We start from the raw sequence: 23,060 nt of genomic DNA on the forward strand, positions 1-23,060 counted from the left end.
CACGTTTTTCGCGCCCGGCCTCGCTCGCCCTCATTCCCCATGCAAGAACAACTACGACTTGCCGAAGCCCGCACCAACACCGCAGCCTGGAAGCAATTCGGCCCTTACCTCACCGAGCGCCAGTGGGGCACCGTGCGCGAAGACTACAGCGCCAACGGCGACGCCTGGAACTACATCTCCCACGACATGGCCCGCGCCTACGCCTACCGCTGGGGCGAGGAAGGCCTCGGCGGCATCAGCGACGACAAGCAGCTGCTGTGCTTCGCCATTGGCCTCTGGAACGGGCAGGATGCCATCCTCAAGGAGCGCCTCTACGGCCTGACCAACGGCCAGGGCAACCACGGCGAAGACGTGAAGGAGCAGTATTACTACCTCGACAGCACGCCGACGCACTCCTACATGCGGATGCTGTACAAGTACCCGCAGGCCGCGTTCCCTTATATAGAAGTACGGGACGAAAATGCCCGCCGCACCCGCCGCGAGCCCGAATACGAGCTGATTGACACCGGCATTTTTGCCGAAAGCCGCTACTTCGATGTCTTCATCGAGTACGCCAAAGCCGGCCCGCAGGACATCCTCATCCAGCTCACCATTCACAACCGCGGCCCCGAAGCCGCGCCGCTCACGGTGCTGCCGCAGCTCTGGTTCCGCAACACCTGGACGCTGGGCTACGACGACCACCAGCCCGAAATCCATTGCGTCCAGCCCCATACGATGGCGGCCGAACACCGCGATTTGGGTTGCTTCCAACTCTACTGCGACCAGCCGGCGGAGCTGCTGTTTTGTGAGAACGAAACCAGTCCCACGCTTTTCGGCAAGAAGCGCAAGAAGAAAAACAAGGCCGGCCGCTACTTCAAGGACGGCATCAATGAATACATCGTGAACGGCCAGGCCACGGCCGTGAACCCCGCCCAGCACGGCACCAAGGCCGCTGCCCGCTACCAGCTCACCGTCCAGCCCGGCCAGCCCCAGGTGGTGCGCCTGCGCCTCAGCCAGCCCGCGCACGCCGCGCCGTTTACTGATTTCGACCAGTTGTTCGCCCGCCGCCAGCAGGAGGCCGACGCGTTCTACGACTGCGTGCAGGAAGGCCTCTCCGACCCCGATGCCCGCAACGTGCAGCGCCAGGCCTTCGCCGGCATGCTCTGGAGCAAGCAGTATTATTACTACGATGTGAGCCAGTGGCTCGACGGCGACCCGGCCCGCCCCACGCCGCCCGCCCAGCGCCTCAAGGGCCGCAATTCGACCTGGCGGCATTTGCACAACGCCGACATCGTGTCGATGCCCGACAAGTGGGAATACCCCTGGTACGCAGCCTGGGATTTGGCCTTCCACTGCCTGCCGCTGGCCATGGTAGACACTGACTTTGCCAAGCACCAGCTGCGCCTGCTGTGCCAGGACGGCTACCTGCACCCCAACGGCCAGATGCCCGCCTACGAGTGGCATTTCAGCGACGTGAACGCGCCGGTACACGCCTGGGCCACCTGGCGCGTGTACCAGATGGACCGCAAGCTGCACGACGGGCAGGGCGACACCGAATTCCTCGAAGCCGTGTTCCAGAAGCTGGTGATGACCTTCACCTGGTGGGTGAACCGCAAGGACCGCGACGAGCGCAACATCTTCGAGGGCGGCTTCCTGGGCATGGACAACATCGGCGTGTTCGACCGCTCGGCCCCGCTACCCACGGGCGGCAAAATCGAGCAGAGCGACGGCACCAGCTGGATGGCCATGTTCGCCCTCAACCTGATGCGCATGGCCCTGGAGCTGGCCCAAACCACGCCCGTGTACCAGGAAATGGCCGTGAAGTTCTTCGAGCACTTCCTCTACATTGCCGATGCCATGACGCGCGGCGGCGGCGGCAAATTCAACCTCTGGGACGACGAGGACCAGTTTTACTACGACGTGCTGCACGCCCCCGACGACTCGCGCACCCTCCTGCGCATCCGCAGCATGGTGGGCCTGATTCCGCTGTTTGCCGTGGAGGTGATTGACGACGAGCTGCTGGCCACCGTGCCCGAATTCCACGCCCGCGCCCTGGCCCTCATCCAGCGCCGCCCGCGCCTGGCCGAGCTGGTGAGCCGCTGGCAGGAGCCCGGCCACGGCGCTCGCCACCTCATGGGCCTGTTGCGCCGCAGCCGCCTGAAAAGCGTACTCACCCGCATGCTCGACGAAACCGAATTTCTCTCCGAATTTGGCATTCGCTCGCTTTCGCGCTACCACCTCGATAACCCGTATTGGTACCACATGGGCGAGAAGGACAGCTTCTCGGTGTCGTACGTAGCGGGCGAGGCCGACTCCGATATGTTCGGCGGCAACTCCAACTGGCGCGGCCCGGTCTGGTTTCCAGTCAATTACCTGATAATTGAGTCGCTGCAGCGTTTTCACGCTTATTACGGCGACACCTTCACGGTGGAATACCCGACCGGCTCGGGCCAGCTGCACACCCTGGCACAGATAGCCGAGGCGCTTTCGGCACGCCTCGCCCGGCTGTTTCTCAAGGATGAAAATGGCCGCCGTCCCGCCATGGGCAACACCGAAATACATCAGACCGACCCGCACTTCCGGGATAACCTGCTCTTCCACGAATACTTCCACGGCGACGACGGCCACGGCCTCGGGGCCAGCCACCAAACCGGCTGGACCGGCCTCGTGGTGCGCCTGCTGCAAAAAGCCAGCGCGTGATATTTGCGTCGTGACATATCAACGACTCCTCGGACTGGCACTGCTCCTTACCGGCATTGCCGGCTGCGCCACCAGTTCCCGAACTGCCGCCCCTGCCGCTCAACATGCGCCGATTGCGCCCGGTAAAATGGTGCGGGAGCGGTGGATGCTGTTCGATGCAGCACGGCAGCGGACCATTCCCGTGATGCTGTATCTGCCGGCGCGCGGCAGCTCGAAGCAGCAGCTGAAGCCCGCCATCCTCAGCCACGGCTACGGCGGGCGCAACACGAAGTACGGTTTCGTGGCCCAGACACTGGTGGCGCAGGGCTACGTCGTGGCCAGCATCCAGCACGAATTGCCCACCGATGCGCCCATGCCCACGGTGGGCAACGTGCGCCAGGTGCGGCAGCCCTTCTGGGAGCGCGATGTGCAGAACATGCTGTTTGTGCGGCAGGCGCTGGCGCGGAAATTTCCCGGCGTCGAGTTGAACGAATTGCTGCTGGTGGGCCACTCCAAGGGTGGCGACTCGGCTATGCTGTTTGCCGAAGAGCACCCGGCGCTGGCGGCGCGGGTTATTTCGCTGGACAATTGCCGCATGCCCCTGCCGCGCGCCGCGCGGCCCCGCGTCCTCTCCCTGCGCTCATCCGACCAGGTAGCCGACCCCGGCGTGCTGCCCACCCCAGCCGAGCAAGCGGAGTTTGGGACGATGCTAGTGCAGCTCAAAAACACCGTTCACAATGACATGTGGGACGGGGCAACCAAGGCTGAAAAGCAGGAGATGAGCGCGGCCATCAGCCGGTTTCTAACGAAGTAAATATCCCAGTTCGCTAATTGCTGATAGGTCGCCTATCGAGCCTGACTCTGCAGGAGCTTGCTTCCATCATCCGCAACCCGGTTTGGTTAGCGGGGCAACGCCCGCAGCGCTGTCAGTGCTGCTTCGGTATCGGGCCGCTGCTTCTCGGCTTTGCGCTCGGTTTTGGGGTCGCCGTGTTCGGTTTCCTGGGCTGGAGTGGGCACGCCGTTGACGTAGTAGGCGAGCAGGCTTTGGCGCAGGGCCGGGGTGAGGTGCTCGAACTTGCGTTTGTGCAGCTCGCGCAGCAGCTCGTTATACGTCTGGTCAGCCAAGGCGTAGGCGGCCGGGCGAGTGGGCTGGCCCGTGTCGAGGTTGTTGTTGGGCAGGGGCAGCGTGCGGGCAGTGTCGGTGGGCTGCTCGCGTACCAGCGTGGCATAGCGGGCCAGTACTGCCCGGTAGCTGGCGCGAAACTTTGCCTCACCCGCCGCATCGGGCAGCTTAAAGGCGTAGGTGCGCAACGGGCCAATTTTAGGCATCAGGTTGATGAAAAACGCCATGACCCGGGCCCCCAACCCCGGCCGCTTGTATCGCTCCCCAAATTCCTTGCGGAACGCATGCGGGTTGGCGCTGTACAGATAATCGCGCCGCCGGGCCCGTGGGCTAATCTTCCTGATTGCCTTGCGCTGGCTGTGCCAGGCGGCACGGGCGGTGGCCGGCAGCAGCTGGTTCACGGCGAAGCGAAAGGTGGCTATGCTTGCGTCCACGTTCAGCACCACCTGGCCCAGCTCCAGCCCATACGTCTGCTGAAAGGCGCGCTCCAGCACCGGCTTGCTCACCCGGAAACCAATAAATTTGTGGTACTCCTGGGTGCGGTACCGGCCAGCTGCGACCTGCACCACGTCGAACGAAAACTCCAGCTCCGTGTGGCGCTTGGTAGCTTGCTCGTAGGTGATAACCGGCCCGAATTGGGCCTGCAAATCTGGGTACACCGTGGGCATAATCTGGTTGGTGCCTTCGGGGTGGCCCACGTTATCGGCAGTGTAGTGGGCCAGCGCGCCCAGGGCAAAAGCGTACTCGTTGCGGTCGCGGGCCTGGCGCAGCAGGTTGCGCACGAAGTCGCCGGCCCGCACGTAGTGGGCGAGGTTAGTGAACAGGGCCGAACCCAGGGGGTAGTACCCCATATCCTGCAAAATGGAGCCGCCGTAGGCGTAGCTCTTGGCTTCGTTGAGCTGCTCACTGGTTGCGCTGGGGTAGTGATGCTGTAGCTGGGGCACCAGCGTCTTATCCCAGGTCGAGTCGATAACGGCTTGGTGGGTGAGCACAGAATAGGCTGTGGCGGGAGCCAGCGGCGTGGCTAGCAGCAACAGCAGTAACAGGCGAAACAACATGAAGGACAGGTACGGAGCAAGCGCTTGCCTGCCAACGGGAAATATCCGACGACTGTTGCGCCAAGCGACTGCGGTGGCCCTTGCTTCGTTCCCAATTACTGGCCCTTACACCTCACAATATTCCGCGCGTTTCCCGTTGGCCATCTGGCTGGTTCCTATTGCTGCCGGCTCATCATTTAATATGAAACTCACTTTTGTGGCCGTGTTGCTGCTGACTGGCCTGCGCGGCTGCTTTGGGCAGTCGGGCGCCTCCGATACGGCCGCATCCGATACATCTGCCGCCGGTTCCGGCTTGCCCACTGCGCAGGCCGCCTACTCGGCCCCTGCGTACCACGCGGCGTTGCGCCGATTCGACGTCCGGCGTCGGCAACTTGCTGGCCGGTACCGGCGGGCTACCACCGCTGCTCGTCGGACCGCCTGCCTGGGTGAGGCCCGCCAGCTGCTGCTCTCCGAACTCGACAGCACCATCTTTCCGGCCTGGGAAGGCACCGCGTGGGCTTTTTATGGCACCAGCTGGGAGCCCCGGCGCGGCAGCATTGCCTGCGGCTACTTCGTCACGACCACGCTGCACGATGCCGGCCTGCGCCTGCAACGCACCGTGTTGGCCAAGCAAGCCTCCGAAGTCCTCATCAAAAACCTGACTTCTGAAGCCTACATTACCCGCTACCGGGGCCTGAGCCAGGCCGATTTTGTGCGGCAGGCGCAAGCGCTGGGGCCGGGCCTGTATGTGCTGGGGCTCGACTTCCACGCCGCTTTTTTGCGGGTGCGCCCCGACGGGGGAGTCCAAATGGTGCATTCCACTTACCTGGGGCCGGGCACGGTGGTGCGCGAGGCGGCGGCAAGCAGCACCGCTTTGCCTTCGAAATACCGGGTGCTGGGCAAGGTGTCAGCCGACCCTAACTTCCTGCGGCACTGGCTGCTGGGCGACGCGCTGGCCGTGCACGGGGCCACGGTACAGCAATAGGGGAGCAGAGGCTGGATTTTCGGAAAAGCCGCTGCCTTGGCGGGTAGTTCGCCTATCCGCTTTGCCGATGACGCCCACTGCTTATTCCCAGTCGTTTACGCCAACCAGCCGGGCTGCCACGCCTCGCGTTCAGGCCATCGACGTGGTGCGCGGCTTGGTCATGGTCATCATGGCGCTGGACCACATTCGCGAATTCTGGAGCCCCATGGCAGTGCGGGCCGAAGACGTGGCCCACGCCTCGGTATTGCTATTTTTCACGCGTTGGGTTACGCACTTCTGCGCGCCCATCTTCGTGTTTCTGGCGGGCACCAGCGTGTTTCTGTACCAGCAGAAGCAAGCCAGCAAGGAAGGCGTAAGCCGCTTTCTGCTCACGCGTGGGCTGTGGCTGGTGGTGCTGGAAATCGTGGTTATCAACTTCCTCCTGCAATGGGGCGCCTACGCTATCATTCTGCTCCAGATAATCTGGGCCATTGGTTGGGGCATGGTGGTGCTGGCCGGCCTTATCTGGCTGCCGCGCTGGCTGGTGGCCGCGCTGGCCCTGCTGGTTATTGCGGGCCACAACGCGTTGCCCAATATTCAGCCCGTAACGGCTGCTACCCTGTTGCCGGCGTTGGTGTATAACAGCCCGTTTCCTTACCCGCACACGCCCAAACTGACGCTGCTGGCGGCCTACACCTTCCTGCCCTGGGCGGCCGTGCTGGCGGCCGGCTACAGCATCGGGCCGTGGTTTTTGGCACCGTTAGCAACCCGCAAGCGCCTGCTGCGCCTGGCTGGGGCGGGCGCGCTGCTGCTGTTCGTGGCACTGCGCTTCACCAATTGGTACGGCGACCCGCAGCCCTGGGCGGTGCAGGCACGCGGGCCGCTCTACACCGCGCTGTCCTTTGTGAACATCACCAAGTACCCGCCGTCGCTGCTGTTTCTGAGCCTCACGCTGGGCACAGCGCTGTTGCTGCTCTCGGTGGCCGAAGAAGCCCCCGGCCGGCTGCGCCAGTGGCTGAGCGCCTTTGGCAAAGTGCCCATGTTCTATTACCTGATGCACCTGGTCCTTATCAGCGGGAGCGCGCTGCTCTGGACCTGGCAGCAATTTGGCTATCCCTATAACCTGGCTTTTGCGCCGCCCGGCGTGCCCCAGCCAGCGGCGTATCAGCCCAGCTTGTTGCGGGCTTATGTAGTGTGGGCCGTGGTGGTGCTGGCCCTGTACTGGCCCTGCCGCTGGTACCAGGGCTATAAACAGCGGCATTCATACTGGTGGCTGTCGTATCTGTAGGGCAGGATTGATTGGTGAATCACACAGCGCGGCCTTGCCAAGCACAACCGTGGAAAAACCCAAGGGGCTGAATTTCGTTTGGGCCACATTACCCAATTGTTCCCCATGAAAATTCTTGCCTCAATCGCCCTCGCGGGCGCTTTGCTCACCGCCGCAGCTCCAGCCGCCCAAGCGCAGCAATCAGACTCGCCCTACCACACCCGTTTCGCGGTCGATGGCCCCATTATTCTGGGCCTCGGCGCGGCCAGTGCCTTCGGCCTCTACCGCGTGCAGCAGAAAAGCGGCCTGAGCGATGCCGAACTAGCCGCGTTGCGCAAGGAAGATGTCCCCAGCTTCGACCGGTTCTCGGCCGGCCGCTACAGCGAAAGCGCCCAAACTGTCAGCGACCTGCTTTGCTACCCTACGCTGGTTATTGCCCCCGGCCTGCTGGCCCTGAACAAAGACGTGCGCAGCCACTACGGGCAGGTGCTGGGGCTCTACGTCGAAACAATGCTGGCCACCGATGCCCTGTTCACCAGCACGGTGGGCAACGTGTACCGCTACCGGCCCTACCTCTACGGTACCGAGGGTGGGGGCGGCCGCTCGGGCGCCATTGCAACCAACTCCTTCTTCGCCGGCCACACCGGGCACACGGCCACGGCTACGTTCTTCGCCGCCAAAGTGCTGCACGATTTCAACCCTGGCTACGCCGGCGAGGCCTTTGTGTGGGGTGCCGCAGCTCTGGTGCCAGCGGCAGTAGCCTATTACCGCATCGAGGCCGGCAAGCACTTCCTCTCCGACAACATCGTGGGCTACACGGTGGGCACCACCATGGGCATTCTGGTGCCGCAGCTGCACAAAGTAGCCGGCCGGGCCGGGGTTAGCTTCGTGCCCATGCAGGGCCTGAATGCCAACGGCTACGCCTACTCGGGCCTGCTGCTAAGCAAGCGTTTGTAGGCACGTCCTAAAGCAAATAAAAGCCGGTTGTTGGGGTGGCGTGGTGCTGGTAGCGCTGCGCCACCCTTTTGGCGTTTGGGGTAGAAATAATTTCCCGCAAGGCATTGGATATGCGCTGGTTATTCTGCTAGATTTGAGGCTAGTAAATAGCAAATTTGCGCTCTAACAGTATTCTGCGTGTTCCTTTCATGGGTCGACTTCTCTGCCTGGTACTGCTGGGCTTGCTGAGCACCAGCGCTGTTTGGGCTCAGGATGAGGCGTACCGGCCTTTCTACTCGCGCGATACCACGCGCCGCCACGACTTGGCCGTGGCCCAGCGCGCCGCCCTGCGGGCCGAAATGCCCGTGCCCAAAACCGGCAGCAGCGAGTACCGCGAGCACTACCGCCGCGTGGTGCAGGAAGCTTCGGCCGACGTGTACAACGCCATTCGCTACGCCGCCCTGCTCGACCCCGTGGTGGAGCCCTACGTGCAGCAGGTATTCGCCCGCATCCTGCGCGCCAACCCGCAGCTGCCGGCCGGCACCCGGCTCGTGCTCACCCGCAACCCCGAGCCCAACGCCCGCGCCGTGGGCAGCAGCACCGTGCTCCTGAACCTGGGCCTGCTGCCCCGCCTCGAAAACGAGAGCCAGTTGGCCTACGTGCTCTGCCACGAACTGGCCCACGGCGCCAGCCACCACCTCGAAACCGGCCTACGCGACCGGCTTGCCACCATCCACAGCAAGGAGCTCAAGCGCGAGTTCCGGCGTATCGTCGATTCCGAATACAACATTGGCTCGCAGCTGAAGGCGCTAGCCCTGAGCTTTTCGCTGAGCAGCAGCTACCACCACCGCCGTTTCGAGCGGCAGGCCGACTCGTTGGGCTACGTGCTGCTGGCCCGCACCACCTACGAGGCCCCGCAGGCCTACCGCACCCTGCAGCTGCTCGACATAATCGACCAGCCCGAAAACCCCGCGCCGCTGCCGTTGGCCGCCCAGTTCAGCTGCGCCGAGTTTCCGCGGGCGTTTGGTGGGGCACCGGTGGCGTCGGCCTCCATCTTCACGGTGAAAGCGGCCGCGAAAACAGTGCTTGAAACCTCCGATACCTTAAAATCGCACCCCGACTGCGGCAAGCGCATGCGCTTTGTGCAGGGCCTGGCCCAGGGCCGCGTGGCGGAGGGCCCCCAGCCGCCTAGCCCACCCGATTTCGACCGCATCCGCCGCTTGAGCCGGTTGGAGCTGGTGCAGAGCTGGTTCGATTACGACTGCTACGACCACGCCCTGTTTGAAGCGCTGCAGCTGTTGCCCCAGCAGCCGCAGAACAGCTACCTGCGTGCCATGGTGCAGCTCAGCCTGTTCGAGTTGCGCCAGCACTTGCAAGACCACACGTTTACCGAAGTAGTGAGCAACGTGTCGGAGCACCAGGCGGCCAACTTCAACGAGCTGCTGCGGACGCTGTACCAGTTGCGCCCCGACGATTTTCGGGAGCTGAGTGCCTGCTTTGCCCGCGCCGCCCCACTTACCGAAGCCCTAGCTCCGGCCGACGAGTTTGCGCTGGCCGGCCGCTACGCGGCCGCCGCCCTGGCCGCCCCACCCACCGACCCCGCCGTGCTGGCCCTGCGCGACGACTACCGGCGGCGCTACCCCCAGGGCCGGTTTGCGGCGTTGCGCCCCGCGCCCGTTGTGGTTCGCCACCGCTAGGGCTCATGTGCGGTTCAATTTCCCTTTAGCTGATTTCCAGTTTATTATTTCCCACTTCTTACCCTTTTTCATGCAAATTGTGAAACGCGCGGCCTTGGCGGCCGTGCTGGCGCTGGCTGCTCCCATGGCCTTTGCCCAAACCATCACGCTCGACGGCATCAGCAACATGCGCCGCTCGCTGCTGTCGCCCATCTACGCCGGCAACGAAGTGAAGGGCTACGTAACGTTTGCCCGCGGCGACAAGGCCGACCGCAAAAACGACAACTACCTGCTCGACCTGTATGACCAGGACCTGAAGAAGATGTCCTCCATCACCATGCAGAAGCCTTCGGGCCGCTACATCCTGCTGAAAAACACGTTCAACGGTTCGGCTTTCGCGTTTTACTTCTTTAATAGCAAAGACGAAACGCTGGAGATTGAAACCTACGATACCAGCCTGCAAAAGCTGGGCACCAAGGTAATCGGTGAGTTAACGAAAGGCGACCTGCGCGTGCTTCAGATGCAGACCCGCGCGGCCGACCCCGCCGCCGGCGGCTTTATGATGGGCCTGAACCTGTTTCCGGTGCCCGGCCTGGGCTTTGTGCGCAACGGCTACACCGGCGGCATGGCCAAGGGCTACACCCTGGGCATCTACGACAACAAGCTGGGCCTGCACTGGCGCATTGCCTCCAACGAGAATGCCAAGGAGTACGAATCCCTCACCCTCACCGAGGCCGCCGACAAGTACTTGCTAGGCGTGATGCTGCGGCGCGACGGCCTGCTCTCGCGCAAAGCCACCTCGTACATGGTGGCCCTGGATGCCAAAACCGGCAAGAAGCTCCTCGATTTGCCCGTCGAAACCAAAACCACCGAACAGCTCTCGCTCAGCTCCTTCACCTTCGATGCCGACAAGCGCGAGTTCGTGGCCGTGGGCGAATACTACAAGCTCGACGACAAGCCCTTTGTGAATAAGAGCCAGGGTTTCTACGTGAAGCGCTTCAGCGAAGCCGGCAAGCCGGTGAGCACCAAAAACTACGGCTGGCAAAACGAAGTGGCCGCCCTCATGCCCGCCGAAGCCAAAGCCAGCCTCGAAGACAACTACGTGAACTACAACCAGGCCATTCTGAAAGGGGCCAACGGGCACATGTTTGTGGTGGCCGAGCAGTTCAAGATTGTGGGCGACGGCCTGGGCATTGCCGCCAATATTTTGAACGGCGGCCACACCAACGCGAGCGTTTCGAAAGGCAAAGTGGGCAACCTGCTCATCTTCGAGCTCGATCAGGATGCCAAGCTGGCCAACGTGAAATTTTACCCCAAAACCGTGACCAACGCCGAGCTACCCGCCGGCACGGGCTTTATGGGCGCGGGCCTGCTGGGGCAGATTATGAAGATGCAGGGCGACTTCGACTACCAGTTCATCCAGAAAAACGACGACAACACGAAGTTTAACGTGGTCTACGTCAACTTCGATAAGGAGAAAGGCGAGGCCGCCAAAACCTACGTGGGCAACATTGCCTTCGGCGACAACGGCAAGTACACCGTCGACAAAATCGAAATACCCGCCGGGCCCACGGCCTCGTATCTCTACCCCGCCAAACCCGGCTACGTGCTGATTGCCGACTACCTGAAAAAGAAGAAAACGCTCGACATGCGCTTGGTGAAGGTGAATAACTAAGCAGCCGGAATCTGGTCAGAACGTCATGCTGAGCGCAGTCGAAGCATCTCTACCGCTTCGTTGAGTCCATTGGCTTACTACTGAGGTAGGGATGCTTCGACAAGCGGACGCCAGATGAGCATGACGTTATAACACCGTTGCTCAACCATTTGAAAACCAAAAAGGCCCGGCAATTTGCCTTGTCCTTACCCAAAACGGCGGTCGTTGCTCCGGTCCGACCGCCCTAGGCGGTCCGACCGGTTGAAGAACCCCTGGTTTCGCTCCGCCAACAACCGGTCGGACCGCCTAGGGCGGTCGGACCGGACCGGTCAAGTGCCGCCAGCAGGCAGGCAACGCGTTTTGGGTAAGGACAAGGCAATTTGTCGGGCCTTTTTGCCTGTCATCATTGCCGAAGTAGTTCAGGCGGTTACCGCAGCGTTGGCGACCAACTGCGCTCCTTTGGCCGTGAGGTCGGCCTGCGCGGTAGCCCAGCCTTCGGGTGAAATGGCGCGGGTAGCATCGGTGATGACGGTGGTGGCAAAACCGGCGGCCAGCGCATCCAGCGCCGAGTAGTACACGCAGTAGTCGGCGGCCAGGCCGGCTACTACCACTTCCGTCACGCCACGGCCGCGCAGGTAGTCGGCCAGGCCGGTGCTTTTGCGGTGGCCGTTGTCGAAAAATGCGCTGTAGCTATCAATTTCGGGGTTCATGCCCTTGCGGAAGATGGCCTCGATGCGCTCGGTTTGCAGGCCGGGCGCCAGGTCTGCCCCCTCGCTGGCCTGGGTGCAGTGGTCGGGCCAGAGCACCTGGGGCAAGCCGTGCAGGTCGATTTGGTCAAACTGAGCGCGGCCGGCGTGGCTGCTGGCAAAGCTCTGGTGGCCGGCCGGGTGCCAGTCCTGGGTAGCTACCACGAGGTCGAACTGCGGCTGCAGGGCGTTAACGAGCGGGATGATTTCGTCGCCGGCCGGCACAGCCAGTCGGCCGCCGGGCAGAAAGTCGTTTTGAATATCGATAAGCAGCAGAGTGCGCATAAGCAGGAGGGAGGAAGCCGACGCGAGCCGGCGGTTGGCGTATTTCTTTAGGTAAAACCAAGTATAGGTGGTGGGGTTACGTTAGCGCAAGCATAATCCGCAAAACTATTTCCTCATGGCTAATCTCCAGAATCAAATTGTCCTCGTTACCGGAGCTACGTCCGGCATCGGCCAGGTTACGGCCACCGAACTGGCCAAAATGGGCGCCCACGTCGTCATCCTGGCCCGCAACGCGGACAAGGCCGCCACCGCTCAGCAGGAGATTAAAGCCGCGGCCGGCCACGAGAACGTGGACGTGCTGCTGGCCGACCTCGCCGACCTGGAACAGGTGCGCCGCGCTGCTGACGAGTTTAATGCCCGGTACCCACGCTTGGATATTCTGGTAAATAACGCTGGGCTGATTCTAGGCGCGGAGCGGCAGGTTTCGCCCCAGGGCTACGAGCTGGGCCTGGCTACCAACCACCTCGGGCCCTTCCTGCTCACCAGCCTGCTGTTTGAAAAGCTGAAAGCCAGCCCCGCCGCCCGGGTAGTCAACGTAGCATCCACGGTGTACCGCATGGCCCGGCCTGACTTGGCCGACCCACAGTCGACCCGCAGCTACGGCGCGCTGGCCGTGTATGCCAACACCAAGCTCTTCAACATCATGTTCACGCAGGAGCTGGCCCGCCGCCTGCGCACGCACCGCATCGCCAACATCACGACCAACGCGCTGCACCCCGGCGTGGTGGCCAGCAGCTTCGGCAGCGAAGCCAACGGCCTGATGAGCTTCTTTGTGCAGTTGGGGCGCCCCTTCATGATTTCGGCTGCTAAAGGGGCCGAAACCAGTGTTTTCCTGGCCTCGGCGCCGGAAGTGGCAACTACGAGTGGCGGCTATTACGACAAGAAAAAGACCACGCCGGTTAAGAACTCCTTCAACACCTCTGAGCATGCCCGGCAGCTGTGGGAGCTTAGTGAAAAGTTGACGGACACGCAGTTTATGGCGTAATTGGCTGGTCGTTTCTGTCTTTGCTCCCGTCCGTCATGCCCGATTCTGCTATTGATATTGCTGCCTACGTGGCCCGTACTGGCTACACTGGCCCGCTCACGCCCACCCGCGAAACCTTTGTGGGGCTGCACCGGGCGCAGGCCTACAGCATTCCGTTCGAAAACTTCGACATTCACCTCGGCCGCCCCATTGGCCTCGATGCGCCTAGCCTGAGCCGCAAGCTGCTAACTAAGCGCCGAGGCGGCTACTGCTACGAGCTAAACGGCCTGTTTGGGCGTGTGCTGCGGCAGCTGGGATTTACGGTAACCAACCTGGTAGGTCGCAACCTAATAGCCGGCGAGCCGCTGCGCCCGCGGGCTCATCAGCTGCTGCTGGTTGAAGTAGACGGGCAGCCCTGGGTGGCCGACCTCGGCTTTGGCGGCAATACCCTGCTCGAGCCGATTCCGCTGGAAATAGGGCCCGAACACCGCATGGGCTTCGATAGCTACCGCTTGCAGGCAGCGCCCCAGCACAACTACCACGTGCAATTGCTGATGGATGGGCAGTGGCAAAGCCTCTACACGTTTACCCTGGACGAGGCCCAGCCCAGCGACTACCAGATGATGAGCTACTTCTACTCGAACTCGCCCGACTCCCCGTTTCGGCAGCAGCGCATCTGCGCCCGCGCCACGCCCGAGTACCGCGCCACACTGGTCGACCGCGAGCTGAAAGTCCGCCGGCCCGACGGCCGCAGCACCATTTCGGTGCTGGCCGATGATGGCGCCTATGCGACCGCGCTGGACCAGTATTTTGGCATTCGGCTACCCGAGCCGGTGAGCAGGCTATTCTCCTAGGATAGCGCTATTTAGCTGCTGGCGGGTCGGCCACGTCCAGCACCACGCCCCAATCGGCCTCGCTGTTGGGCTTAAGGGCCTGAACGGCGGCTTGCAGGGCCGTGGCCAGGGTGGGGGCTCCCTGTTGCAGGGCCTTCAACGACAGCTTCAGTGGCTGGAGTCGGCCTTCGGGGGTGCGGAGGTAGTACTCGGTGTGGTCGACGATGGTAGGGGCCCGGCGGCCGGTGTTGTAGGCGCTCTGCACATCGGGCGGAATCAGGGTTTTGTGGCGGTAAATGAGTAACGCGTAGCGGCCCTGGTGCAGCACTTCCACGTAGCTCAGGCGTTGCAGGGGCACGGCCGATTCTTCGAACCGGCGAAACCGGCGCTGGCGGCCAGGCCCAAGCGGCGTAGCCGGCTCCAACAACACAAAGCCGGCCACGCGGGTGTCGTCCAGCACGAGCGAGTCGGGACGGCCGCTCAGCTGCGGGCGAATCAGGAGCCGGCGGCCCAGCACGTCGTATTTGAGCGACACGGGCGGGAGTGGCCGGGCATTGTACACGTCGAGCCGGGCTGGCAGCCAGCGGCTGTCGGCGTAAGGCGAGCCCACCACGCGTTCTTCCGTGCCGCTGGGCAGCACGGCGGGCAGGCCGCGCGTAAAGTCGCGCAGGTTGCTCTCGCCCGCGGCACCTTCGAGGCCCGTCGGGGCCAGTTGCGCCGATGCAACGGAGCGGCCCAGCAGCAGGGCCAGGGTGCCGAGTAGAAGCAACTTCATGGCAGGTAAGCGAAAGGCGGAAATGGAAAGTGTGTCAATTTACGCCTTTTAGCGGCTGCAGCTTGCGGCCGCAGGGGCTCAGGCCGGCGCGTGCGCCTTCGGGTGCAACGCCCGCCACTCGTCTTCCAGAATGCCCATCTCCACCAGCGTCCAGTAGCCGTCGCCGTGGCGCACTACGTCGCGCATCCGGCCTTCTTCCTGGAAGCCGCACTTCAAGTAGCAGTTGATGGCCGCGTGGTTGAAGTCATAGACTCCCAGGCTGATGCGGTGTAGTTTTAGGTCTTCGAACCCAATGCGAAGAATGGCTTTTACCATGCCCTGGCAAATGCCGCGGCGGCGCTCTGTGCTGTTGCCCACCAGTACCCGGGTGATGCGCCCGGCCCGGTCGCGCTCGCTGATGCCGCCCAGTGAAATGTGCCCCACGGTGATGCCGGTTTTCGAGTCGACGGCTTTGTAGATGAATACGTTGGGGTCGTTTATGTCGTTGGAGCCCTCGATGTACCAGCTCAGGCCGGCCTCGGTGAGCGGAAAGGAAAACATCGAGCCGCTCCACTCTTTCATCAGCCGCTCATCGTCGACCCATTCCATGAGTTGGGTAAAATCGTCGGAAGTGAAGGCTTCGAGTTTAATCATGGTGAAATAGAAATTGGCGCGGATGAATCTGCAAGATAAGGACGCGGCGCAGGTAGTGCCGGGCTTATTTTGGGCCGGGGATAACCGGGCCGCCGGCCGCTTTGTTGGCAAGGCCGTACTTCTTCATTTCCCGTTTCGCTATGAATCTAGCTACCAACACCATCCTGCTCACCGGCGGCGCATCGGGCATTGGCCTAGCATTGGCCGTGCGCTTCCTGCGGGCCGGCAGCACCGTCATCATCGTGGGCCGGCGTGAAGATAAACTCACCGAAGCCCAGCAAAATCACCCCGGCCTGGTCGTGCGCCAATGCGACATCGCCGACCCCGCCCAGCGTCAGGAACTGGTGCTCTGGGCCACTTCAACCTACCCCGACCTGAACGTGCTGGTAAACAATGCCGGCATCCAGAACCGCATTCAGCTGGCCCACGACCACGATACCAACTGGGAAACCCGCCGGCAAGAGCTGGTTATCAACGTCGAAGCGCCCATTCATCTCAGCACGCTGCTGGTGCCGAATCTGCGCCACCGGCTGGGCGCGGCCATCATCAACGTCACGTCGGGCCTCTCGTTTGCCCCCGCGGCCTTCGTGCCGATTTACAGCGCCACCAAAGCGGCGCTCCACTCATTCACGCTCTCGCTGCGCCACCAGTTGAAGCCGGAAGGCATCGCGGTGCTCGAAATTGTGCCCCCGGCCGTGAATACCGACCTCGGCGGCCCCGGCCTGCACACCTTCGGCGTGAACGTAGACGAGTTTGCCGATTCGGTGATGAGCCGCCTAGCTGCCGGCGAGCAGGAGGTCGGCTTCGGTACGTCGGAAACGTCGCGGCTGGCCTCGCGGGCCGAGCTGGACGAACAGTTCCGGGTGATGAATAATCGGTAGTGTAGCGTGGACTCTGCGAGTCCGCGTGTGGCTGCGCCAGTAGGTCCTACCACGCGCGGATTCGCAGTGTCCACGCTACAACTACTCCCGGCCGCGCATGGGGTACTGCGCCGGGATGCCCTGCGACTTGGCCGGCTGCTTGGCCATGTCCTGCAAAATCACCTCGATGGCTTTGGCGAGCTGCGGGTCGGCGCCGTTCTGCGTATCGGCGGGGCGCACGTCGACTTCAATGTCGGGCGCCACGCCTTCGTTCTCGATTTCCCACTTGCCGTCGGGGCTGTACACAGCGAAGCTGGGCGAGGTTACGCTGCCGCCGTCGATGAGCGGCGGGTAGCCCGAAATGCCCACCAGACCGCCCCAGGTGCGCTTGCCGATGACGGTGCCCAACCCGCGCCGCCGAAAAAACGCCGGCAGCGCATCGCCGCCCGAACCGGCGAACTCGTTCACCAGCATCACCTTCGGCCCGTAGATGGACGAGCCCGGCGTGGTGAACGCCCGGCCCTCGCGCGGGGCCCAGTAGCTGAGCAACGGCCGGTTGAGCAGGTCGAGGATGTAATCGGCCACGAAGCCGCCGCCGTTGAACCGCTCGTCTACAATCACGGCCTGCTTGTCGAGCTGGCTGAAGTAGTAGCGGTTGAAGAATTCGTAGCCCTCGGCCCCGGTGTTGGGGAGGTACACGTAGGCCACTTTGCCGCCGGTGAGTCGGTCGACGGTGCGGCGGTTTTCCTCTACCCAGGCAATGCGGCGCAGGGTGGCTTCGCTGGCTACCGGCACTACGGTTACCTCCCTAGCTCCGCGCGTATTGGGCTGGTCGTTCACCAGCAGCGTAATCTGCTTGCCCACGGTGTTTTCGAAGAAGCTGTACACGTTGTCGGTGCCGCGCAGGGGGCGGTTGTTCACGGCCAGCAAATAGTCGCCGGCCTTCACGCCCACGCCAGGGCCGGTGAGGGGCGCCCGCAGGCCGGGGTTGAAGCTCTCGCCGTTGAACACATTTTTGAAGCGGTACTGGCCATTCACTACCTCGTAGTCGGCCCCGAGCAGGCCCACCGGGTTGGGCGTGATGGCGGGCATATCGCCGCCGCTCACGTAGTTGTGGCCCACCACCATCTCGCCCATCATCTCGGCAAACAGGTAATTGAGGTCGGCGCGGTGCGCCACGTAGGGCAGGAACCCGGCGTACTTCTTCTTGGTAGCCACCCAGTCGAGGCCGTGCATGCCGGGGTCGTAGAAGTAGTCGCGCTCTAGGCGCCACACTTCGTCAAACATCTGGGCCCACTCGTGGCGCGGGTCTACGTAGGCATCAAGGCCGGTGAGGGCCAGCTTGCCGTCGTTGGCCGCTGGTTTGCCGGCCGCTTCCACAATACCGTAAGCATCGCGCGGAGCCATATAAAGCAGTTTTTTGCCGTCGGCGCTCAGGGCGTAATCGTTCACCTCGGTCAGGTACAGCTCATTTTTGCGCTCCTTCAAATCGTAGCGGTGCAGGCGCTGGGTGGGCGCTAGCTGGGGCGCATCGGGGCCAGCGGCCACGGCAGCGGGCATTTGCTCCAGGTAGAAGATTTTGTCGCCGTCGGCCACCTGCACGTTGCTCAACTCGCCCACTGCCGAGCCGGGCAGCGCCAAAATGCGCTGGCCAAGGCCTACAGTGTCAATCACGACCTTGGCGGTGGTTTCCGGCTTGCGCGGCTTCAAGTCCTTCACGGCCACTTTGGGCGCGGGGCGGTTGCCCACCGGCTTGCCCACGATAATCGAGTCGGGCTTGCTGATGGCTTCCTTTTCCTCGTCGCTCTGCGGCGCGAAAGGCGAAGCATCGCGGCGGTTAAGCACGGCCACGTACAGAGTGCGCTTGCTGTTGCGGTCGTACGACGACATGTCGAGCCAGGTGGCGCGCAGGGCCACGTCGTTGCTGGCCGTGAAGAACAGGTATTTGCCGTCGCGGCTGAAAGCGGGCGCGGTGGCATCGCTGCGACCGTCGCTCACGGCCACGCGGCGGCCGCTGGGCAGGTGGTACACCCACACGGTGCGCATGTGGTTCGGCATCTGCTGGGCGTAGGCCAACCATTGCCCGTCGGGCGACCACGCCGGGTCGAGGGCGGGCTCGCCGAGCAATGGGCCGTAGGTGTCGGCCGCCACGCGGGTGGTTTTCTTCGAGCCCAGGTCGAGGTACCACAGGTTCAGCTTCTTGTCGGTGTAGGCAATTTTCTTGCTATCCGGCGACCACATCGGCCGGAAGTAAAACGAGTTCGGACCCAGCGAATACGCCTGCGCCGGTTTCAGCCCGCGCTGGTCCTGTACCATCAACTGGTACTCGCCGGAAGCGTCGGACACGTAGGCGATGTGCGCGCCATCAGGAGCCCAGGCCGGGTACCGCTCGTGCGAAGTGTCGGAATGCGTCAGGTTGCGGCTTTCGCCTTTTTTGGCAGGCACTGTGAACACGTCGCCGCGCGCCTCCACCACGGCGCGCACGCCGGTGGGGGAGATGGCCGCCCCGCGCAGCATGCCGGCCACGCTGCGGTACTGCGGCCGCAGGGCCAGCACTTCGGGCGAGATGCTGATTTTTAGGTCGGTAGTCTGGCCCGAGCCGGTATTCATGACGTGCAGGCGGCCGGCCTGCTCGTACACCAAATCGGTGCCGTTGCCGCTGAGCGCCTTCACGTCGTAGTCGTTGTGGCGGGTCAGCTGCTCCACTTTTTTGGTGGCCGGGTCGTACACAAACACGTTGTTGGTGCGGGCCCGGTCACTCAAAAAATACACTTTGCCGCCCAGCCACAGCGGACTAGTATCAGTGGCATTCTCATGCGGAATTTCCTCGGTGGCGAGCGTCTGCAAATCCGTCAGCCAGATGGGGCCGGTCTGGCCGCCCCGGTAGTGCTTCCAGGTAGTAGTAGCGTTGGTAATATGGGTGTGGGCCAGCGTCTTGCCATCGGGCGAGTAGCTGCCCTTTTCACCCATCAGCAAAGGCAAGCGTGTAGGCAGGCCGCCACTCATCGGCACCGTAAACAGCTGCAACGAGCGTGCGTAGGCTTCCTGCGAGCTGCTGAACAGGATGCGCTGGCCGTCGGGCGTCCAGTCGCGCACCACTTCGCCCGAGGGATGCCACGTCAGCCGGCGCGGCTGCCCGCCGCTCACGGCCACCACGTACACGTCGGCGTTGCGGTCGTAGTCGCCGGTGAAGGCAATGAACTGCCCATCGGGCGAGAAGTGGGGGCTCGTTTCCACGCCTGGGCCTACGGTGAGGCGCTGCGGGTTCGAGCCATCGCGGTTGGCCAGCCAGATGTCGCCGGCGTAACTGAAGGCCAGCTTGTCGCGGCTCATGGCCGGCTCGCGCAACAGTAGGGTTTCGGTGGGTGGGGTTTGGGAATAGGCCACACCAGCTACCAAAAGTAGCGGTGCGAAGAAGTAGGCTTTCAGCATGTTTGCGCAGAATAGAGGTACTGCGCAAAGCTAGCCGGAATTGTAGCTTTCGGTAGGAACTAGTGGATAAAAAAGGTGCGTCATGCTGAGCGCAGTCGAAGCATTTCTACTGCGTAACTAATCCATCGACAGGATTACTACTGCGGCAGAGATGCTTCGGCTACGCTCAGCATGACGTTGTTTTTACATCATTGTAAGGCCCTATGCCTCCAACTGTAACACGGCACGGCTGTGCTCCCGGACGGTGGCGGCCAACGCCGGGTTATCGGCCAGCTTCTGGCCAAAGGAAGGCACCAGTTGCCGGAACCGGGCCTGCCACTCGGGCGAGGCCGCGCGTTCGGGAAAGCACTTCTGCACCAACTCCAGCATGATGGCCACGGCGGTGCTGGCGCCCGGCGAAGCACCCAGCAGCGCGGCAATGGAGCCGTCGGCCGAAGTCACCATCTCGGTGCCGAATTCCAGCACGCCGCCTTCCTTCTTATCTTTTTTGATGACCTGCACGCGCTGCCCGGCCACGGCCAGCTGCCAGTCGGCGGGGTTGGCTTCGGGGTAGTACTCGCGCAGGGCGGCGGTGCGCTCTTCCGGCGATTGCAGCACCTGGCCGATGAGGTATTTGGTGAGGCCCAGGTTGCGCGCGCCGGCATAAAGCAGCGGCCGAATGTTGCCCAACTCGATGGATTTAAACAAATCAGTGTACGAGCCCTGCTTCAGAAACTTGGTGCTGAAGCCCGCGTAAGGCCCGAACAGCAGCTCTTTGCGGCCATTTATCTGGCGCGTGTCGAGGTGGGGCATCGACATGGGCGGCGAGCCCACGGCCGGCTTGCCGTACACTTTGGCCTCGTGGCGGGCAATCACGGCGGGGTTCTGGCACTTCAGCCACTGCCCACTCACGGGGAAGCCGCCGAAGCCATGCGCTTCCGGAATGCCCGATTTCTCGAGCAGCGGCAGCGAACCGCCGCCGGCACCGATGAATACGAACCGGCCGCGCACAATGCGGCTTTCGCCAGTGGCCAGCTCCCGCACCTTGATGCGCCAGATGCCGTCGTCCTTGTGCCGGAAATCCTCCACTTCGAAGCCCAGGTGCAAATCCACGCCCGGCTGGGCCTGCAGGTTATCCAACAGTGCCCGGGTGAGGGCGCCAAAATTCACGTCAGTGCCCACGGCCATGCGCGTGGCGGCCACCGGCTGGGCGGGGTCGCGCCCGTCCATCACCAGCGGAACCCACTCAGCAATCTGGTTGGGGTCGGTACTGAATTCCATGCCCTGAAACAGGGGCGAGTGGAGCAGCGCAGCGTGGCGCTTGCGCAGGTATTCCACGTTGGCCTCGCCCCACACAAAGCTCATGTGCGGAATGCTGTGGATGAAGGCCGTGGGGTCGGGCAAGGTGCCTTCCTGTACCAGCGAAGCCCAGAACTGTTTGCTCAGCTCGAACTGCTCGGCGATTTTGTCGGCTTTGGAAATATCAATCGAGCCATCGGGCCGCTCGGGCGTGTAATTCAGCTCGCAGAAGGCCGAGTGGCCGGTGCCGGCGTTGTTCCAGGCATCGGAGCTTTCAGCAGCCACGGCATCGAGCCGCTCGTAGCCGCTGATGGTGAGGCCGGGGTCAAGGGCTTTGAGCAGCACGCCGAGCGTGGCGCTCATGATGCCCGCGCCTATGAGGATGACGTCGGAAACGGGTTTGGCAGGGGAGGTGTCAGTTGAATTCATAAGCAGTGGTAAGGTGTCGGGGGCAATACGGCGGACAAAGGGGCAAGGCTGGTTGTTGCGGAAAAAACGTTTCCCCTCGAAGTAGGACGCAGCCTTTGCTGCGTCGCGCTGAACGGTATATGCGCGGCTGGTTCGGCACGTGCAATGCCAACTCAGCAAAGGCTGCGTGCTACGTATTTGTTGTCCAACTTGCAGTTCAATGACTGCCCCCATGCCCGACCTCGACCTGCCCCTGTTGCCCCTGCCCACCCGCGCCGACGCGGCCGATACCACGGCCCCGCGCCTGCTCATCATCTACACCGGCGGCACCGTGGGCATGGCCGTGAACCGCACCGGCGGCCTGGTGCCCATGCAGTTCGGCCGGCTCGACCGCAAAATGCCCGAGCTCACGCGCTTGCCCTTTCGGCTGGAGCTGCTCAGCCTGCCCGCGCCCATCGACAGCAGCAACGTCACGCCCGCCGACTGGCTCTTTCTGGCCCAACTCATCGGCCGGCACTACGCCGATTTCGATGGTTTCGTGGTGCTGCACGGCACCGATACCATGGCCTACTCGGCAGCGGCGCTCAGCTACATCCTCGAGCATCTGGGCAAGCCGGTGGTGTTCACCGGGGCGCAGGTACCAGTGGGTGCCAACCGGTCCGATGCCCAGCGCAACCTCATTACGGCCCTTGAAATCGCGGCCGCTCGCCACCCGCGCGCCGGCACGGTGCGCGTGCCCGAGGTGTGCGTGTTTTTCAACGACGTCCTCATCCGCGGCACCCGAGCCAAAAAGGTGGAAAGCCAACAGTTTGCTGCCTTCAAGAGCGAGAATTACCCGGAGCTGGCCCGCGCCGGCATCGGGCTCGAATTTGATGACAAGAGCATTCGCCTGCTGCCCGGCGCCCGCCTCAAGGTGCACGCCAACCTCGAAACCGGCGTAGCCGTGCTGCCGCTGTTTCCGGGCATTACCGAGGCGGTGGTTTCGGCGCTACTAAACGTGCCCGGTTTGCGCGGCTGCGTACTCGAAACCTACGGCTCGGGCAATGCGCCCACCGCCGAGTGGTTCCTCAACTGCCTGGCCGAAGCCCGCCAGCGCGGCGTGTGGCTCCTGAACGTGAGCCAGTGCGAAGAAGGCCGCGTGGTGCAGGGCAAGTACGAGACCAGTGCCCGCTTCGCGGAAATGGGCATCGTGGGCGGCGACGATATTACCACCGAGGCAGCGGTAACCAAGCTCATGTTCGTGCTCGGCCTGGGCGTGAGCGAAGCGCGCACCCGCGAGTTGCTGGCCACCGACTTACGTGGCGAAATCACGCTGTAGCACGCAGCCTTTGCTGCGTATCGTTGCTCGGTACCAACCCGGCGCCACGCAGCAAAGGCTGCGTGCTACTTGCCCGGCCAGCGGAGTCGCCCTATCTTTGCCCCATCAACCACCATCCTTGAGGGGTGTCCGAGTGGTCGAAGGAGCACGCCTGGAAAGTGTGTATGGGTCAAAAGCTCATCGTGGGTTCGAATCCCATCCCCTCAACAAGTT

At 63.0% G+C, this 23,060-nt stretch carries 17 protein-coding genes and 1 tRNA gene; 12 read left to right on the top strand and 6 right to left on the bottom strand.

Translation table 11 applies throughout. The features are described from left to right. Positions 1-39: 39 nt before the first annotated feature. Positions 40-2,679: an MGH1-like glycoside hydrolase domain-containing protein gene (locus ABD837_RS00300; RefSeq protein WP_345048995.1), complete on the top strand. Its 2,640-nt coding sequence runs from the start codon at positions 40-42 to the stop codon at positions 2,677-2,679. Positions 2,680-2,689: 10 nt separating this feature from the next. Continuing rightward, positions 2,690-3,472, top strand: coding sequence for an alpha/beta hydrolase (locus ABD837_RS00305; RefSeq protein WP_345048997.1), 783 nt, complete (start codon positions 2,690-2,692; stop codon positions 3,470-3,472). An 86-nt stretch (positions 3,473-3,558) separates the two neighbouring features. On the opposite strand, the gene ABD837_RS00310 is transcribed toward ABD837_RS00305, so the two are convergent. Next, positions 3,559-4,839, bottom strand: a complete 1,281-nt coding sequence (locus ABD837_RS00310) for a zinc dependent phospholipase C family protein (protein ID WP_345048999.1) — start codon at positions 4,837-4,839, stop codon at positions 3,559-3,561. Between the two features lie 181 nt (positions 4,840-5,020). Here ABD837_RS00310 and ABD837_RS00315 point away from each other — a divergent pair, with 181 nt between their 5' ends. From ABD837_RS00315 to ABD837_RS00335, 5 genes are all read left to right on the top strand, one after another. Next, positions 5,021-5,803, top strand: coding sequence for a hypothetical protein (locus ABD837_RS00315; RefSeq protein ID WP_345049001.1), 783 nt, complete (start codon positions 5,021-5,023; stop codon positions 5,801-5,803). Positions 5,804-5,870: 67 nt separating this feature from the next. Continuing rightward, positions 5,871-7,070, top strand: coding sequence for an acetyltransferase domain-containing protein (locus ABD837_RS00320; RefSeq protein ID WP_345049002.1), 1,200 nt, complete (start codon positions 5,871-5,873; stop codon positions 7,068-7,070). A gap of 105 nt (positions 7,071-7,175) precedes the next feature. Continuing rightward, positions 7,176-8,006, top strand: coding sequence for a phosphatase PAP2 family protein (locus ABD837_RS00325; protein ID WP_345049004.1), 831 nt, complete (start codon positions 7,176-7,178; stop codon positions 8,004-8,006). A gap of 188 nt (positions 8,007-8,194) precedes the next feature. Beyond that, entirely contained in the window at positions 8,195-9,682 is a 1,488-nt protein-coding gene (locus ABD837_RS00330) for a M48 family metalloprotease (protein WP_345049006.1), read from the top strand. A gap of 70 nt (positions 9,683-9,752) precedes the next feature. Continuing rightward, a complete protein-coding gene (locus ABD837_RS00335) occupies positions 9,753-11,336 on the top strand; it encodes a DUF6770 family protein (protein ID WP_345049008.1) in 1,584 nt (527 codons plus the stop codon). 398 nt (positions 11,337-11,734) lie between these two features. Here the strand turns inward: ABD837_RS00335 and pncA are convergent, their stop codons facing one another. Continuing rightward, positions 11,735-12,346 (bottom strand): bifunctional nicotinamidase/pyrazinamidase, encoded by a 612-nt coding sequence (pncA, locus tag ABD837_RS00340; protein ID WP_345049009.1) that lies wholly within the window; start codon positions 12,344-12,346, stop codon positions 11,735-11,737. Positions 12,347-12,461: 115 nt separating this feature from the next. Between pncA and ABD837_RS00345 the strand changes: the two genes are divergently transcribed. Continuing rightward, complete coding sequence (locus ABD837_RS00345; protein WP_345049011.1) at positions 12,462-13,331, top strand: SDR family oxidoreductase; 870 nt, start codon at positions 12,462-12,464, stop codon at positions 13,329-13,331. 35 nt (positions 13,332-13,366) lie between these two features. Beyond that, the gene (locus tag ABD837_RS00350) at positions 13,367-14,164 is read left to right on the top strand and encodes an arylamine N-acetyltransferase family protein (RefSeq protein WP_345049012.1); all 798 of its coding nucleotides are present in this window, start codon (positions 13,367-13,369) and stop codon (positions 14,162-14,164) included. 7 nt (positions 14,165-14,171) lie between these two features. On the opposite strand, the gene ABD837_RS00355 is transcribed toward ABD837_RS00350, so the two are convergent. After that, positions 14,172-14,918 carry a hypothetical protein gene (locus ABD837_RS00355; protein ID WP_345049014.1) on the bottom strand — a complete coding sequence of 249 codons (747 nt, stop codon included), beginning with the start codon at positions 14,916-14,918 and terminating at the stop codon, positions 14,172-14,174. Positions 14,919-14,996: 78 nt separating this feature from the next. After that, a complete protein-coding gene (locus ABD837_RS00360; RefSeq protein ID WP_345049015.1) occupies positions 14,997-15,551 on the bottom strand; it encodes a GNAT family N-acetyltransferase in 555 nt (184 codons plus the stop codon). Positions 15,552-15,691: 140 nt separating this feature from the next. On the opposite strand from ABD837_RS00360, the gene ABD837_RS00365 reads away from it, so the two are divergent. Next, positions 15,692-16,432: an SDR family oxidoreductase gene (locus ABD837_RS00365; RefSeq protein WP_345049017.1), complete on the top strand. Its 741-nt coding sequence runs from the start codon at positions 15,692-15,694 to the stop codon at positions 16,430-16,432. Between the two features lie 81 nt (positions 16,433-16,513). Here the strand turns inward: ABD837_RS00365 and ABD837_RS00370 are convergent, their stop codons facing one another. Further along, positions 16,514-19,843 carry a S41 family peptidase gene (locus tag ABD837_RS00370; RefSeq protein ID WP_345049018.1) on the bottom strand — a complete coding sequence of 1,110 codons (3,330 nt, stop codon included), beginning with the start codon at positions 19,841-19,843 and terminating at the stop codon, positions 16,514-16,516. Positions 19,844-20,044: 201 nt separating this feature from the next. After that, positions 20,045-21,550 (bottom strand): malate:quinone oxidoreductase, encoded by a 1,506-nt coding sequence (locus ABD837_RS00375; protein ID WP_345049019.1) that lies wholly within the window; start codon positions 21,548-21,550, stop codon positions 20,045-20,047. A 199-nt stretch (positions 21,551-21,749) separates the two neighbouring features. Between ABD837_RS00375 and ABD837_RS00380 the strand changes: the two genes are divergently transcribed. Both ABD837_RS00380 and ABD837_RS00385 read left to right on the top strand, forming a co-directional pair. Next, entirely contained in the window at positions 21,750-22,847 is a 1,098-nt protein-coding gene (locus tag ABD837_RS00380) for an asparaginase (protein ID WP_345049020.1), read from the top strand. A 119-nt stretch (positions 22,848-22,966) separates the two neighbouring features. After that, positions 22,967-23,054: transfer RNA gene (locus tag ABD837_RS00385), tRNA-Ser, on the top strand. Positions 23,055-23,060 lie beyond the last annotated feature (6 nt).

This window comes from Hymenobacter glaciei (genome assembly GCF_039539585.1).
Classification (GTDB): Bacteria; Bacteroidota; Bacteroidia; order Cytophagales; family Hymenobacteraceae; genus Hymenobacter; species Hymenobacter glaciei.